The sequence below is a fragment of the Streptomyces sp. NPDC049577 genome (genome assembly GCF_040675635.1).
In the GTDB taxonomy this organism is placed as follows: domain Bacteria; phylum Actinomycetota; class Actinomycetes; order Streptomycetales; family Streptomycetaceae; genus Streptomyces.
Window position 1 is genome coordinate 1 of the sequence record NZ_JBFAPH010000163.1, and the last position, 14,541, is coordinate 14,541.

Genomic DNA, 14,541 nt, shown 5'->3' on the forward strand with positions numbered 1-14,541 from the left:
GTGGGTGCCCAGGACGAGCGTGTCCGTGTCGGCGAGTGAGTCGAGAAGTGTGCGGCGCGTGGTCTCGGACTGCTGCGGATCGATGTCGACGCAGGCGCCGATGGTGGGGTGGGCGAGCTGGACGGGGTGGTGGATGCAGTCGCCGGTGATCAGAGCCCTCCGGCCGTGGCTGGTCAGCTCGACGGCGACGTGGCCGGGTGTGTGGCCGGGTGTGGGGAGCAGGCGCAGGCCCGGGGCGACGTCGATGCCCTTGGCGGGGACGTCGACGAGGTCGAGCAGCCCCGCGTGCTCCACCGGGAGCACGGAGTCGCGGAACATCTGCCGGCGTGCCTCTTCCATGTCGTACCCGGCCCAGAACTCCCGCTCGGTGCGGGAGGCCAGATAACGGGCGTGGGGGAAGGTGGGCACCCAGTCGCCGTCCACCTTCCGCGTGTTCCAGCCGACGTGGTCGGCGTGCAGGTGGGTGAGGATCACCAGGTCGACCGAGTCCGGGGGGAATCCGGCGGCGGTGAGGTCCTGAAGGAAGTCGGTGTCGAGGTCGTGCCAGGCGGGGTTGGCGCGTTCCTTGCCGTTTCCGATGCCGGTGTCGACCAGGACGCGCAGGCCGCCGAGGGTGAGCGCGAAGCTGTGGCTGTCGATGCGGAGAGTGCCCTCGGCGTCGGCGAAGTGCGGGTGAAGCCAGTCCTGAGCGGCGACGAGGTCCGGGGTGGCGGCGGGCAGCAGCCACGGTCCGGTGGCGGGCGGCAGAAGGGTCTCGTCGATGCGGTGGACGGTGACGTCGCCCACGGTCCAGGAGGGGGCGGCGGTCGCTTCGGTGGCCGGTCCAGTGCTCATGTTCGGTCCGTCCTCTGGGTCTTGTTACGGAAGGTGGCTGTGCGCGTGGTGGGTTGGCCTGCCTCTCGGCACGGTGAGTGCGGCCGGGGCCGCGACGGCGAGCGGGGCGACGGCCGGTGGCGTAGGACGGCTCGGAAGCTAAAAGCAATCTGTTTGCCTTAAGGAATCGTAGGACGTACGGTCGGCTAACGCAAACGATTTGCTTTTGGAGTAGGAGAGATCGTTCATGCCTGCCGTCGAACTCACGCCGCCCGAAGCGGCCCGCTGGGCCGCCCGGGCCGGGCTCCCGCTGCCGGCCGACCGCCACGCCGCGGTCGCAGCCACCGCCCATCACATCCACTCCGTCGTCGCGGTCCTGCGAGAGCTGGACTTCGGGGACACCCCGCCCGCCCCTGCCTACCGCGTGGAACAGGAGGAGCCCGATGCAGCCGTATGAACTGTCCCTGACCGCGGCAGCCGAGGAGATCCGGGGCCGGCGGCTGTCCCCCGTCGAGCTGGCGGACTCCGTCCTTCAGCGCATCGCGCAGATGGAGCCGCACCTTCAGGCCTACGTCACCGTCACCGCCGAACGCACCCGCAGGGCCGCGCGTGAGGCCGAACGCGACATCGCGGCCGGCCGTCATCGCGGTCCGCTGCACGGCATACCCATGGGCCTCAAGGACCTGATCGACGTCGCGGGAGAGGCGACATCGGCCAGCTCCCGCGTCCGCGCCGACCACCGCGCGCAGACCGACAGCACGGTCGCCGCGCGCCTGGCGGAGGCCGGTGCGGTCCTGCTGGGCAAGACGCATACGCACGAGTTCGCCTATGGCCTGACCACTCCGCAGACCGGCAACGCCTGGGACCGCGGCAGGGTCGCCGGCGGCTCCAGCGGCGGGTCCGCCGTCGCCGTCGCGTCGGGCATGGCGACCTTTTCCATGGGGACCGACACCGGCGGATCGATCCGGGTGCCCGCCGCGCTCAACGGGGTCGTCGGCCTCAAGCCGACCTACGGCCTCGTTCCCCGGCACGGCATCACATCGCTGTCCTGGTCGCTGGACCACGTCGGACCGATCACCCGCACCGTCGAAGACGCGGCTCTGGTCCTGACCGCTCTGGCAGGACACGACCCGCGCGACCCGGCCTCGCTGGCCGTCCCCGCCGTGGACTACCGGCCGGGTGAGGTCACCCACCTGACGGGGCTGCGCATCGGTGTGCCGCGCACCTACTACTTCGACCACGTCGACCCCGAGGTGGAGTCAGCCGTCCGGCGCGCCATCGGGCAGCTGGAGGCCCTCGGCGCACGGCTCGTCGAGGTCGACATCCCCATGACCCGCTACATCCAGGCCACCCAGTGGGGACTGATGGTGCCCGAGGCCACCGCCTACCACGAGGGCACCCTGCGTACGGCCCCCGAGCTCTACCAGGCCGACGTCCGCGTCCTCCTCGAGGCCGGCGAGCTGATGACCGCCGGGGACTACCTGCGTGCTCAACGCTCCCGGACGCTGATGCAGGGGGAGTGGGCCCGGGTGCTCAAGGGGGTCGACGTGATCGCCGCACCCACCGTCCCGGCGACCGCCGTCAAGGCCGGCCAGGAGACGATCAGCTGGGCCGACGGCACCGTGGAGGGCGTCTCCGACGCCTATGTGCGCCTGTCGTCCCCGGCCAACATCACCGGAATACCGTCCCTGTCCGTACCGGTCGGCCATGACACGGCCGGCTTGCCGATCGGCATGCAGCTGCTCGGCCGGCCCCTCGGTGAGCGCACTCTCCTGCGGGTCGGCCATGCCCATGAACAGACCCGGCCCGCCCGCGAGCTCGCGAACGCAGCGTGAACACGTGCCTGGCCCGGCCGAATCGCCCCGCCCGCGGAGCTTGCGAAGGCGTCGCGGCCGGTGGCCGCAGGGGAGAGGCCGGATCGCTAGACGCAATGATTTTGCTTTAAGGTGGTGTCGTGAGCAGGCAGATGGTACGCCCTGGCGGGCGCAGCGCCCGGGTCCAGGCGTCGGTGCACGCCGCCGTACGCGAACTCGCCTCAGAGGTGGGCCGGGACGCCCTGACGGTACCGATGATCGCCCAGCGTGCGGGCGTGACGCCGTCGACGATCTACCGCCGCTGGGGAGACCTGCAGGAGCTGCTGTCGGACGTAGCGGTCGAGCGCCTGCGGCCCGACACTGCGCCCAAGGACCACGGCGCCCTGCGACCCGACCTGACGGCCTGGGCCGAACAGTTCCTCGACGAGATGTCCTCCCCCGCCGGACGCACCTACATCCGCGACGCCCTGCTCGGCGACCCGGACGGCGGCAACGCCGGCCAGTGCTCCGCCTACGCCGCCGAACAGATCGATGTCGTCCTCACGCGCGCGAGGGCGCGCGGGGAGAGGACACCCGACGTCGAGACGGTCGTCGACCGCGTCGTCGCCCCCCTGATGTACCGCATCCTCTTCCGCCCGGACGGACTCGACGCCGCCTACGCCCGCCGGCTCGTGACGCGAGTCCTGGCCCCGACCGGCCGGTGACCGGGGATGCCGCGGAGTCGTCGGTTTCCGTCGGCGGGACGACTGCGCGGACGACCACGCGGATGACCGGGGCGTCGGCGGCAGATTCATATGTACCCCAAATCCCTACATCCGCCGGGCCCGGTCAGGCTGATCCCACAAGATATTGACCCGCGTTCTGGCGGGTGCGGCCCTTTCCCGCTTCGTGGTCCTCGTTCAGGATCGACTGACATCCGGAAGCGCTTAATCCGCTTCGTCGACCCTGTACTCATATGAGGACCACGTTGCCTCTGTTCGCCCCGCTCGATTCCCATGCCGCCCTTTATGTCCGGCGGAGGTCACGTCGCACAGCGGACGGGGGAGGGTTGATACCTTGAGATTCCGGATCGGCCGTCCAGGCAGCAGTACCTCCGTCCGCCCCTCTCCGGGAGACCCGATACCCGGCCATGCCGGGCGCAACGGAGAAGCCACATATTCCGGGGGCGGGCCGGAGACCGCCGAAGCGCCCTTGTCGGACCACGAGATACACCTCATCAGGACTTCCCTGTCCGTGGTCGAGCCCTTTGCGGGGGAGATAACGGTCTACTTCTACGCGATCCTGTTCGCTCGATATCCCCAGGTCCGTTCGATGTTCCCGCAGGGGATGGACGCCCAGCGCGATCGCCTCCTGCGCGCGCTGCTGCGCATCGTGGATCTGGTCGACGACCCCGGGAACCTCGTCCGCTTCTGCGGACACCTCGGTCGCGATCACCGCAAGTTCGGCACCCTCGCCGCGCACTTTCCGCCCGTGGGCGAGTGCCTCCTCGCTGCCCTGGCCCGGTTCGCCGGCCCCGCCTGGACCCCCGAGATCGCCGCGGCCTGGACGAAGGCGTACGGAACGGTCGCCCAAGTCATGATCAGCGCGGCCGAGGAGGACGAGGCGGTACGGCCCGCCACATGGCCGGCCACCGTCGTGCACCGTGTCACGCGCGGCCCCGGCATCGCCGAAATCACCGTACGCCCCCACTACCCCTACGCGTACGCCGCGGGCCAGTACGTGAGCGTCGAGACGCCCTGGTGGCCGAGACGGTGGCGCTACTACTCCGTCGCCAACGCGCCTCGCGAGGACGGCACCCTCACCTTTCACGTGCGCGGGGTGCCCGGCGGCTCGGTCAGCGAAGCCCTGGTGCACCGGGCGGCGGTGGGCGATGTGATCCGGCTGGGGCCCCCGATGGGCGACATGGTCCTGGACGCGGCCCACCACGACGAACTGCTCCTCGTGGCCGGAGGCACCGGTCTCGCACCGATCCGTGCACTCGTCGAAGAGGTCGCCCGCAGAGGGGAGCACCATCAAGTGCATCTGTTCCTCGGCGCCCGGACCGGGGCCGAGCTGTACGGGGTCGACGACATGCTCCGGATGGCCCAGCGGTACCACTGGCTGACCATCAGGGCCGCGGTCTCCCACGAGTACGTCCCCGGGCTTCGAGGGTCCCTGCCGGAAGTCCTTCTCGAGTACGGGCCCTGGTATCAGCACGACGTCTATCTCAGCGGCCCGGCGCAGATGGTGGCCTCCGCCAAGGAGGCGCTCACCCTCAACGGCACCCGGCCCGACTGCGTCCATCACGACCCGTTCGAGACTCCCGTCCTGTTCACTCCCTGAGCCGCGCCCCTCATCCGCCCTGCTAGGAGAACCCCTCGTGACCCCGCCTCCGCCGTCTTCCGGATCAGCAGGTGAGCACCAGTTGCAGCAGCGACTGGGCACCGCAGACCGCGCCGCCCGGTTCTACGACCAGCAGGTGCGCCCACACCTCACGCCCGAGATGCGGGACTTCATCGGCCGCCAGACGATGGTCTTCCTGGCCACCGCCGACTCCCGCGGGGAGTGCGACGCCAGCTTTCGGGCCGGACCGCCGGGATTCGTCCACGTGATCGACGCTCACACGCTCGCCTATCCGGAGTTCCGCGGGAACGGTGTCATGGCCAGCGCCGGCAATATGCTCGAGAACCCTCATCTCGGTATGCTCTTCGTGGACTTCACCCACCATCACGTGGGGCTGCACGTCAACGGCGTGGCCCATCTCTACCACGACAGCGACCTGCGTCTGATCCATCCCGGTCTGCCCACCGACGTCGCGCCCGGGCGCGGCCCGGAGATGTGGGTCCACCTCACCGTGGAAGAGGCCTACATCCACTGCTCCAAGTACATACCCCACCTGATACCGGCCCCCCGCCCGGCCGGACGCGACACGAACCGCCCCAAGGACGCGGACTATTTCACCAAGCCTCCCGCGGCCCACTGGCAGAGCCTTCCGTGACACGTCGGGGCGCCGGTGGCCGGCTGCCGGCGGTCGGCTCGTGAAAATCCGGCGCGCCACGGACCATGGAAGCGTGCACGGAGAAGCGGGCGCGCTCGCGGTGGCGCCGACCGCCCGGACGGCCGTCGCGTGGCTGCCGCCGCGGGAGCTCTGGCCGGCGATTCAGGACATCCGCTGGGAGCACGACCCGCAGGTACGACGCTGGCCGCCGCATGTGAACCTGCTGTTCGGGTTCGTGCCGGAGGAGGAGTTCCCGCGGGCCCTGCCGTTGCTCTCCGCCGGGGCGGCGGAGAGCGCGCCGTTCACGGTGCGGATGTCGGGCGTGCGGTATTTCCGGCACCGGCAGTACGCGACGGTATGGCTCGACCCGGCCGCGGCCGGTCCCGCACCGTGGGCCCGTCTCCACCGGGAGCTGGAGCTGCGGTTCCCGCTCTGCCGCGGGCGCGGCGGTCGCTTCACCCCGCATCTGTCCCTCGGCCGCACCCAGGACCCGCAGCACCTGGCCGCCGAGTGTGCCGCCCGGCTCGGGGCCCTGCCGGCCAGGGTCGAGGAGCTCGTCCTGCTCTCCCGGCGCGGCGACGAGCCCATGCGGCCCCGTGCCGCGATCGGGCTGGGCACGGGAGAGGTCCGCCGCATGCCGGAGGGTTGAGCGCCGTCCCGTCGGCCTGCCGTACGCCCGCCTCACCGGTGGGGCACCACCGCCACCGGACAGCCCGCGCGGTGCAGGGCCGTGTGGCTGACCCGGCCCAGGTGCAGCCCGAACCCCTCGCGCCGCCGGGTGGCGCCGAGGACCAGCAGGTCGGCGTCGGCGGCCGGGCCGAGCAGGGCCCGGCGCGCCGACCCTTCCACCACCGTGCGGGTGATGGCCACGCCCGGGTGGGCGGTCAGGGCCTCCTCCAGCACCTCGTCCAGGGCGGCGGCGGCCTCTTCCGCGTAGGCGCGGGCGGCGGAATCGAGCACGCTCAGCGGATCCGTCGGCCGCCGGGAATCGCGCCAGGCCCGTACGACCTGGAGCTCGCACCCGCGGGCCGCGGCCTCGCGGAAGGCGAAGCGCACGGCACCGGTGGCCTCCTCCCCCTCTCCCACGCCCACGACCACCCGGCGGCTGTGGCCCTTGACGTTGCGTTCCTCGCCGCGCACGACGACGACCGGGCAGCGGGCACGGCCCGCGACGGCCAGCGTCACGGAGCCCAGCAGGAGCTCCCTGACGGCCCCGCGCCCGGAGCAGCCGGTCACCACGACGTCCGCGCTGTCGGACTCCTTCACCAGGGCGTCCGCGGCGTCGTCCGGCACGGTCACGGCGTTCACCTCCAGGCCGGGGGCGAGTTGCCGGGCGCGCTGCCCGGCCGAGGTGACGATGTGCTGGGCCGCCACTTCCTCCTCCGGCCGTTCCCCCGTGGCGGAGGGCACTCCGCCTTCGTAGCGCTCCCAGAGGGACGCGTACACCACGCGCAGGGGCAGGCCGAAGCGGGTTGCTTCCTCCGCGGCCCAGTCGAGGGCGACGAGGCTGCCGTCCGACCCGTCGACGCCCACGACCACCGGATGCTCCACTGTCCTCACCGCCTCACCGGTTATCAGTGCAGGATCTTCTCCTTCGCCCGGCGGTATTCCTCGTCGGTGATGTCCCCCCGGGCACGGACCTCCGAGAGCTTCATCAGCTCGTCCGCCTGGCTCGGGCGGCTCGTGCCGCCGGCGGCCTCACGGATGTAATGATCGAACGCCTCCTGCTGGGCCTGGAGATGGCGCCGCTCCCGGGCGCCCATGCTCCTGCCCCGGGCGAGGACGTAGACGAGGACGCCGAGGAAGGGCAGCAGGATGGTGAAGACCAACCAGCCCGCCTTGGCCCAGCCGCTCAGCGCGTCGTCCCGGAAGATGTCCGTGATCACACGGAACAGAAGGATGAACCACGCCACCCACAGCACGATCCACAGGATCGTCCAGAACGCGCCCAGCAGCGGGTAGTCGTAGGCCAGGAGTACGTGTGCGCTCATGATGTCTGTTTCCTTGTCTCCGGCTCGGCATGTGTGTCGTTCGCGGTGGTCGAGGCCGCGCCGAGAATCGCGAGGACCACCAGGACGAGGACGGCGACGGCCAGGGCGAGGGCCACGATCGCCGCGGTGGGGTAGGTCCAGAGGAAGAGGGCGAGTGCTGCTGCCGCGATGACGACTCCGGTGGTCCAGGCCCGGTGCGTCTCCAGCCACTGGCCGGTGGCCCCCGTGCGCAGGCCGGAGCGCGCCATGGCCCGGCCGGTGGCACCGGTGGCCCGGGCGGAGGCCGAGCGGACGAACCGGGCGCCGCGTCCGGGGCCGTAGAGATAGCCGGCCAGGGCTGTGATCACGGCTGCGATCAGGACGGTGCGCGTACTGCCGCGCAGGAAGCGCACGAAGGTGTCGTAGATCGAGGCGGCCGCGTCGGGAGGAAGGACGTCGGAGGGGACGGAGTCCAGATAGACGCGGCGCGCGATGACGAGTCCGACGAGCAGCACCAGCATCATGACGCCGATGCCGATCGCGGCGGTCATCAGCCCGATCCGGTGCGAGGGCGCGGCCCAGACGGCGACGGCGGCGACGACGATCACGGTGACGGGCAGCCACGTTCCCACGGTGTCGAGCAGGCGCATGCCGCTCTGGGCGTCGTCGAGCTTGTCGGTGCGGAACAAGGTGATCGTCTTGTCGACGTCGGGAATGCTCGCGGCCTTCTGGTAGCCCTCGTCGACCAGCTTCTGCTTGACCTTGTCGACGACGGTGCCGATGTCCAGGACGACGGCGTCGCCCCTGGCCTGCACGGCGCTGTTGCCCTCGCCCGTGAGGGTCTTGACGACGGCCGCGTGGGCCCGCCGGTTGGCGTCGTTCCACAGCTCGGCGAACTGGTCACTGGTGACGACCTTGTCGACCACGTTGTGGACGGCCGTGGTGAGCGCGTTCTTCAGGGGGCCGGCGAGCAGATGGGACTTGTCCACGATCCCCGGTGGGGCGTCGGCCTTGGCGAGCGCGTTGCTGAGTGCGTCCGTGATGCCGTTGACGTCGACGTTGTCGACCACCCGCGTGGTGAGCCGGTCGCTCACGGCCTTCTGCACCGACGGGTCCTTGGCCAGGGGAGCGACGGTCTGCACGTAGCGGTCGGTGTCCGAGATCTGGCTGTGGGCCCAGGTCGCCACCACCGCGAACGGTGAGAGGACGAAGGCGAGTACCAGGAGCACGGACGTCGCCGCGTACCGCAGCCGCCGGTGGCGCATGTTCTCGTGCCGGCGGAGACGTTCGTAGTCGCGGCGTTCGCCGGGGCCGAGGGGCCGGTCGGCGGGCGGTGGGTCGGGCCCTCGGGGGCCCGGCGCGTGGGGAGGGAGCATGACTGTTTCCTTCCGGGAACTCGCCTCTGCCCCGCGCCTGCCGCGGGGCCGGGCAGCCCGGTGGACCGCTCATCCCATGGTCAGCACCATCTGCCGGTGATCGCACGCCGGGACTCCGGCGACTCCCACCGCCCACCGCCGGAGCCGTGCGACACACCCCGCGCGCAGCGCGGGCCGGGGCCGACGGCGTTCTAGGGTGCGGACAAGTGGCCGCTGCGGCACGGCCGAGGCACACCGGGAGGCGGAGGCGCGGCGTGAAGCGATGGCGGCCCCTGCTCGTGCTCGGGACGGCCCAGTTCCTGATGGTCCTGGACACGTCGGTGATGAACGTGTCGATCAGCAGGCTGGTCGAGGACTTCCACACCGAGGTCACCGCGATCCAGGCCGTCATCACGCTCTACACCCTGGTCATGGCCGCCTTCATGATCACCGGTGGCAAGCTCGGCGACGCCTTCGGGCGCCGCAGGACGTTCGCCGTCGGACTGGTGGTGTACGGCGTCGGGTCCGCCGTCACGTCGCTGGCGCCGACCCTGTGGGTGCTCGCGCTCGGCTGGTCGGTCGTCGAAGGCCTCGGCGCCACCCTGGTCCTCCCGGCCCTGGCGGCGCTCGTCGCCGGTGCCTACCGCGGCCGCGACCGGTCCGTCGCCTACGGTGTCATCGGCGGACTGGCCGGCGCCGGCATCGCGGTGGGGCCGCTGCTCGGCGGATGGGTGACGACCTATCTGACCTGGCGGCTGGTGTTCGCCGGCGAGGTCGTCGTGGTCGTCGCCATGCTGTGCGTCGTCCGATGGGTGCCGGACGTCCCCGCGGAGCCCCGCACCGCGCTGGACAAGACGGGCGTCGCGCTGTCCGCCGCCGGACTCGCCGCCGTCGTCCTGGGCGTGCTGCAGAGCAGTTCCTGGGGCTGGCTCAAGCCCCGCAACCCGCCCTTCACCGTCCTCGGCTTCTCCCCGGCCTTGTTCGTCATCGCGGCCGGCGCCGCCCTGCTGTGGCTGTTCGGTACATGGGAGAGACGACAGGAGGGGCGCAGCCGGGAGCCGCTGGTGCGTCTGTCGCTCCTGAGGATCCCCCCGCTGAGATCCGGGCTCACCATGCTGCTCTGCCAGAACCTCGTCCTGCTCGGCCTGTTCTTCGTCATCCCGCTGTACTTGCAGGTGGTGCAGGGGTTCAACGCGTTCCAGACCGGGCTGCGGCTGCTGCCCGTGTCCGTGACCATGCTGGTGTCCGCCCTGAGCGGGCCGTTGCTCGGCCGCGTCGCCGCGCCCCGTACGGTGGTGCGGTGCGGCCTGCTCGTGCTCTGCGCCGCGTCGCTGTGGCTGCTGGCCACCATCGAGCCCCGCATCGACAACCTCTCCTTCGGCCTGGCGATGGCGGTCCTGGGCGTGGGGATGGGGCTGCTCGCCTCCCAACTGGGCAACGTCGTGCAGTCCAGCGTCGGGGAGCGGGAACGCAGCGAGGTGGGCGGCCTGCAGTACACCGCGCAGAACCTCGGTTCGTCCCTGGGCACCGCGCTCATCGGCTCCCTGCTGATCGGCGCCCTGGTCGGCGCCTTCACCACACAGATCGCCGACAACCCGAAGATCTCCGATGCGGCACGGCATCAGGCCGGCGTCGCGATGGAGGCGGGGGTGAGCTTCGTCGGCACCGACCAGGTCCGTGCCGCCGCCGAGCGTGCCGCGCTGCCGCCGTCCGAGGTGGAGGCGGTCGTGGACTCCTACGCCACCGCGCAGCTCGACGCCCTCAAGGCCGCCGTCCTGGCCGCCGCCGCCGTCACCCTCGCCGCCTTCCCGTTCACCCGCCACCTCCCGGACCGGCGGCCCGCGCGGGAGGCGACCGCATGAGAGCGGTCCTGCGGCCCCTCGCCACCGCCGTCGGTCTCGTCCTCGGCTACTACCTGATCCCCCTGGACCGGGAGTTCACGGTCGGGACCGGGGCCGGCCTCGTGCTCGGGCTGACCGCCGTCGCAACGCTCTTCACCTGGCAGATCCACTCCATCCTCCGCTCCAGCCGGCCCCGGCTGCGCGCCGTCGAGGCCCTGGCCACCACGGTTCCGCTGTTCCTGCTGCTCTTCGCGGTCACCTACTACCTCATGGACCATGCCGGCGAAGGCGAGTTCACCGAGCCGCTGACCCGCACCGACGCCCTCTACTTCACCCTCACCGTGTTCAGCACCGTCGGCTTCGGCGACATCACCCCCGAAACGCACGAGGCGCGGATCGTCACCATGGTGCAGATGACGGGCGACATCCTGCTTCTGGGCGTCGCCGCCCACGTCGTCGTCGGCGCGGTCCAGTCGGCGCTCGGGCGCCGCGGCGACGGGTAGGGCACGGCCCGGGGCGAAGGCGACCCGCCACAGGTGACGCCACTCCAGGCGGGGCCGGGCAGGCGGAACACCCGGGCGGCTCCGCGGCACCCGCACCCGCAGGGCACCGGGTTTCACCACGCAGCGCACCGGGGTGGGGAGGACCAGCGCCTCGCCGTCGACGCCGGCCCGTACCTCGGACCGGTCGGCGTCGATGACGACCTCGCCGGCCGTCAGGGACACCAGGCCGGGCGCGTGCCGTCCCCGCAGCAGGTCCGCCGCCTGCGCCGCGTTGTCGACCGTGACGCCGACCAGACCCAGCACGCCCCCGTCGAGCCGGTCCCGCCGGCCCAGCCCGGCGCGATCACCGACCCGGTACGGGTTGTTGCTGACCAGCACGGCCTGCGGGCCGTCCACGGCGACGTCCCCGGCGGTGACCCGCAACCGGGGACCCCGCCGGTGGGTGAGCACGTCCGGCAGCAGCCGCAGCACGGTGCCGGCCTTGTCGTCCCGGTACGCCGGGCTCTGCACGACCTCCGCGTACGCCCCGAAGGAGGCGTTGTTGACGAACACGCGCCCTCCGGCGAATCCGAGGTCCACCCGGAGCTCCACCCCGTCGGTGAGCGCCTCCAGGCCCCGCGCGGGATCGTCCCGGTCCAACCCGAGGTCGAGGGCGAAGTGGTTGCGCGTCCCGGCGGGGATCACCACGAACGGGACACCGGCCTCCGCGGCGACTTCCGCGACCAGCGCCTGCGTCCCGTCGCCGCCCGCCACGCCCAGCAGATCCGCTCCCCGGGCGAGGGCGTCACGGGCGAGCGCTGCGACGTCCTGCGGGTGGGCTGGGTCGAGCAGTACGACCTCCGCGCCCAGCGCCTCCGCCCTCTCCCTGAGCCGGAACCGCCCCACCTTGCCGCCGCCCGACCGCGGATTCATCAGGAGGAACGGATGCCCGCACGCCGGCACGGGCCGTCCCTGTGCCGCCCGCGGATCCGTACCGGCCCGCAGGGCGGCCCGGCCCGCCGCGGCGGCCAGCACCCACAGCGCCGAGAAGACGAGAACGACCCAGAGCAACCGCGCCGCGACGTACGACGCGAGCACCGCCACGGGCGCGGCCACTGCCAGGACCGCCGCGGCGGCCCGCACCACGCCCCGGCGCGTCAGCGCCCACCAGCCGGCTGCCGCCGCGACGGTCAGCCCCGCCAGGCCCATGGCCACCAGGGCCATGCTCCGCACGCCCGCCACGGACAGCAGGAGCACCACCGCGCCCACGGCCGCGCCGATCGCGAGACGCGCGCTCCAGCGCTGCCTCGCTCGTCCGCGTGCGGCGGCACTTCTCATGACACCTCGCAGGACCCGTGGCTCCCTGCTCCATTGTGACCACCGCGAACACCCGCGCTCGCCCGGAGGAGTCACCGTGCCCCCCCGTCCGGGTGAGGCGGGGCGGGGTGCGCAGCCCGGACCGGGGATGGTCACCGGTGAGGAAAGAGCAGGCCCGGATGGAACGTGACGGACCCACCCCCGGCGGCGCCCGGCCGGCCCGCCCGGACGCGTCGGCGAGGGTCGAGGCCCAGGCGCTGCTGCCGATGATCTGGGCCGATCCCCGGCACATGCCCGAGCAACTGGCCTTCTTCGCGGTGCGGCGGTTCGGCCCCCGGACGGCCGCCGCCGTGGAGCGCCGCAAGCGGCACGAACCGGTCCCCGACGACGCCGAGCTCGTCCGGCAGACCATCGCCCACGGAACGCGTCTGACGATCGCCGACGGCGCGGCCCTGGGAGGGCCGTTCGTGGTCCTCATGCCCGTGAGCTTCGTGGCGGCCCTTCTCGCCCAGGCGCAGATGATGCTGGAGCTGGCGGCCCTCGCGGGCCACGATCCGCGCAGCGAGGAGCGGGTCGCCGACCTGCTGGTCCTCCAGGACGTGTACCCCTCCACCGAGGCGGCGGGCAGGGCCTTGGCGGACGTGAGGCGTCACCCGCCCGGAGGGCGTGGCAAAGTCCCCCGGCGGACACGCTGGTCGTTGCTCGTCAGGATGGCCGCGGTCCTCGGCATCGCCGGCGGCGGTGAGCGGCGGAGCCGGCCGCGGCGGGTGCTCGCCGAGAGCCCGATCGTGCTGCTGTTCCTCGTCGGCATGGTGCTGCCGCTGATCTGGGTGCCCGCCCTCGCGGTGATCTACCGGAAGAACACCCTGAAGCTCGGGGCGAAGGCCGTGCGGTACTACACCCCCGGCCCGGCCGGCGACCTGATCAGGCACAGGCGACGACTGCCCCACGTACCCACGACGGCGGGTCTCGCCGCCGTGCTGAGGCTCCTCGCCCTCACGGCGGCGCCCTTCCTGGCCGCCGCCGCGGTCGTCTGGGCCGACGTCCGGCTGGCCGGCCCGGTCTGGGTCACCGGCCTGCTGGTGCTGGTCGCCGCCTCCCTGCTGGGTGCCTGCGCCTGGTTCGCCCGGCACCGGTCACGCTCGCGGTGACCCTCCCCGCCGGCCGTCAGCGCGACGGCGGCCGACGTGACGTTCATGGGATGATCCCCTTGCCCGGAAAATCTGCATATGAGATTCCCATTTGACGACAGTGGACGGTGACCATCGATGGCCGACCTGGACGGCGCCCCCTCCGACTCCGCCGACGACCCGGTCGCGCGGTTGCTCTGCGACACCAAGGCGCTCACCGCCGGCCGTCCCGCGTCGACCGGGGCGCTGTGGCGGCTGGCCGAGCCGGGCCGGCAGCTCGACGCCAATCTCGTCCACCTTCCGCCCGGCGAATGCGTTCGGACCCACGTCGAGCCGGACCTGGACGTCCTTCTCGTCGTCGTCGCCGGCGCCGGAACCCTGGGCACCGCGCGCGGCCCGCAGCCACTCGCCGAGGGCAGCCTCATCTGGCTTCCCCACGGCTCCTCGCGCAGCGTCACCGCGGGCGGGGACGGCCTGTCGTACCTCACCGTGCACCGCCGCCGGCCCGGAATGCAGATCCGGACCCGGCCCGCCACCTGAACCGCCGACGGCGTCACCCGGGTTCCCCGCCGTCGCGCTCGACGAGCAGCATCGCCGCGTCGTCCGCCAGATGGCCCCCCGTATGCCGCAGCAACGCCCGGTGCAGGACCCTCAGAAAGTCCCCCGGTGCGGCCGGGGAGGCCCCTTCGGCGCTCTCCCTCCCGGCGGCTTCCTCCACGGCCTCCGGCAGGGGGAAGAACGCGTTGTCACGGTCACGGGCCTCGATCACGCCGTCGGTGTACAGCAGCAGCCGGTCACCGGGGGCGAACGGATGACTCTCCGTCCCGGAGGGAAGGCCCGCG

General features: G+C 72.2%; 15 protein-coding genes and 1 pseudogene. 10 read left to right on the forward strand and 6 right to left on the reverse strand.

Annotated features, from left to right (window positions below; all coding sequences use genetic code 11):
• Positions 1-834, reverse strand: an 834-nt coding sequence (locus AB0K09_RS19175) for an MBL fold metallo-hydrolase (protein ID WP_366066561.1), incomplete at its 3' end; no start/stop codon positions are given.
• A 226-nt stretch (positions 835-1,060) separates the two neighbouring features.
• On the opposite strand from AB0K09_RS19175, the gene AB0K09_RS19180 reads away from it, so the two are divergent.
• The 6 genes from AB0K09_RS19180 to AB0K09_RS19205 all read left to right on the forward strand — a co-directional run bounded on the left by AB0K09_RS19180 (position 1,061) and on the right by AB0K09_RS19205 (position 6,253).
• The gene (locus AB0K09_RS19180) at positions 1,061-1,270 is read left to right on the forward strand and encodes a hypothetical protein (RefSeq protein WP_366066562.1); all 210 of its coding nucleotides are present in this window, start codon (positions 1,061-1,063) and stop codon (positions 1,268-1,270) included.
• Positions 1,257-2,648, forward strand: coding sequence for an amidase (locus AB0K09_RS19185; protein ID WP_366066563.1), 1,392 nt, complete (start codon positions 1,257-1,259; stop codon positions 2,646-2,648). Before AB0K09_RS19180 ends, AB0K09_RS19185 begins: the two co-directional genes overlap by 14 nt.
• Positions 2,649-2,779: 131 nt before the next feature.
• Complete coding sequence (locus AB0K09_RS19190; protein WP_366066574.1) at positions 2,780-3,331, forward strand: TetR/AcrR family transcriptional regulator; 552 nt, start codon at positions 2,780-2,782, stop codon at positions 3,329-3,331.
• Between the two features lie 529 nt (positions 3,332-3,860).
• A complete protein-coding gene (locus AB0K09_RS19195; RefSeq protein WP_366066564.1) occupies positions 3,861-4,949 on the forward strand; it encodes a globin domain-containing protein in 1,089 nt (362 codons plus the stop codon).
• A gap of 37 nt (positions 4,950-4,986) precedes the next feature.
• Complete coding sequence (locus tag AB0K09_RS19200; RefSeq protein ID WP_366066565.1) at positions 4,987-5,604, forward strand: pyridoxamine 5'-phosphate oxidase family protein; 618 nt, start codon at positions 4,987-4,989, stop codon at positions 5,602-5,604.
• Positions 5,605-5,677: 73 nt separating this feature from the next.
• The gene (locus AB0K09_RS19205; RefSeq protein ID WP_366066566.1) at positions 5,678-6,253 is read left to right on the forward strand and encodes a 2'-5' RNA ligase family protein; all 576 of its coding nucleotides are present in this window, start codon (positions 5,678-5,680) and stop codon (positions 6,251-6,253) included.
• 32 nt (positions 6,254-6,285) lie between these two features.
• On the opposite strand, the gene AB0K09_RS19210 is transcribed toward AB0K09_RS19205, so the two are convergent.
• The 3 genes from AB0K09_RS19210 to AB0K09_RS19220 are packed head-to-tail and all read right to left on the reverse strand — an operon-like array spanning position 6,286 to position 8,950.
• The gene (locus AB0K09_RS19210) at positions 6,286-7,155 is read right to left on the reverse strand and encodes a universal stress protein (RefSeq protein ID WP_366066567.1); all 870 of its coding nucleotides are present in this window, start codon (positions 7,153-7,155) and stop codon (positions 6,286-6,288) included.
• Positions 7,156-7,178: 23 nt separating this feature from the next.
• Positions 7,179-7,595 carry an SHOCT domain-containing protein gene (locus AB0K09_RS19215; protein WP_366066568.1) on the reverse strand — a complete coding sequence of 139 codons (417 nt, stop codon included), beginning with the start codon at positions 7,593-7,595 and terminating at the stop codon, positions 7,179-7,181.
• On the reverse strand, positions 7,592-8,950 hold the full coding sequence (locus AB0K09_RS19220; protein ID WP_366066569.1) for a hypothetical protein: 1,359 nt from the start codon (positions 8,948-8,950) through the stop codon (positions 7,592-7,594). The genes AB0K09_RS19215 and AB0K09_RS19220 overlap by 4 nt, the downstream gene beginning before the upstream one ends.
• 254 nt (positions 8,951-9,204) lie before the next feature.
• Between AB0K09_RS19220 and AB0K09_RS19225 the strand changes: the two genes are divergently transcribed.
• Together AB0K09_RS19225 and AB0K09_RS19230 are read left to right on the forward strand one after the other, a co-directional pair.
• Positions 9,205-10,791, forward strand: a complete 1,587-nt coding sequence (locus AB0K09_RS19225; RefSeq protein WP_366066570.1) for an MFS transporter — start codon at positions 9,205-9,207, stop codon at positions 10,789-10,791.
• Between the two features lie 248 nt (positions 10,792-11,039).
• A complete protein-coding gene (locus AB0K09_RS19230) occupies positions 11,040-11,273 on the forward strand; it encodes a potassium channel family protein (protein WP_366066575.1) in 234 nt (77 codons plus the stop codon).
• Positions 11,274-11,285: 12 nt separating this feature from the next.
• On the opposite strand, the pseudogene AB0K09_RS19235 reads toward AB0K09_RS19230, so the two are convergent.
• Positions 11,286-12,590 (reverse strand): annotated as a pseudogene (locus AB0K09_RS19235) (diacylglycerol kinase family protein); the annotation flags it as partial.
• A gap of 158 nt (positions 12,591-12,748) precedes the next feature.
• Here AB0K09_RS19235 and AB0K09_RS19240 point away from each other — a divergent pair.
• Positions 12,749-13,720: a hypothetical protein gene (locus AB0K09_RS19240; protein ID WP_366066571.1), complete on the forward strand. Its 972-nt coding sequence runs from the start codon at positions 12,749-12,751 to the stop codon at positions 13,718-13,720.
• A gap of 117 nt (positions 13,721-13,837) precedes the next feature.
• A complete protein-coding gene (locus AB0K09_RS19245) occupies positions 13,838-14,239 on the forward strand; it encodes a hypothetical protein (RefSeq protein WP_366066572.1) in 402 nt (133 codons plus the stop codon).
• 13 nt (positions 14,240-14,252) lie between these two features.
• On the opposite strand, the gene AB0K09_RS19250 is transcribed toward AB0K09_RS19245, so the two are convergent.
• Positions 14,253-14,541, reverse strand: a 289-nt coding sequence (locus AB0K09_RS19250) for a SpoIIE family protein phosphatase (protein WP_366066573.1), incomplete at its 5' end; no start/stop codon positions are given.

Bases quoted from the DNA above. Each gene is read 5' to 3' on its own strand.
- AB0K09_RS19180 (WP_366066562.1), top strand. From the start codon at position 1,061: ATGCCTGCCGTCGAACTCACGCCGCCCGAAGCGGCCCGCTGGGCCGCC.
- AB0K09_RS19185 (WP_366066563.1), top strand. From the start codon at position 1,257: ATGCAGCCGTATGAACTGTCCCTGACCGCGGCAGCCGAGGAGATCCGG.
- AB0K09_RS19190 (WP_366066574.1), top strand. From the start codon at position 2,780: ATGGTACGCCCTGGCGGGCGCAGCGCCCGGGTCCAGGCGTCGGTGCAC.
- AB0K09_RS19215 (WP_366066568.1), bottom strand. From the start codon at position 7,595: ATGAGCGCACACGTACTCCTGGCCTACGACTACCCGCTGCTGGGCGCG.
- AB0K09_RS19220 (WP_366066569.1), bottom strand. From the start codon at position 8,950: ATGCTCCCTCCCCACGCGCCGGGCCCCCGAGGGCCCGACCCACCGCCC.
- AB0K09_RS19230 (WP_366066575.1), top strand. From the start codon at position 11,040: ATGGACCATGCCGGCGAAGGCGAGTTCACCGAGCCGCTGACCCGCACC.
- AB0K09_RS19240 (WP_366066571.1), top strand. From the start codon at position 12,749: ATGGAACGTGACGGACCCACCCCCGGCGGCGCCCGGCCGGCCCGCCCG.
- AB0K09_RS19245 (WP_366066572.1), top strand. From the start codon at position 13,838: ATGGCCGACCTGGACGGCGCCCCCTCCGACTCCGCCGACGACCCGGTC.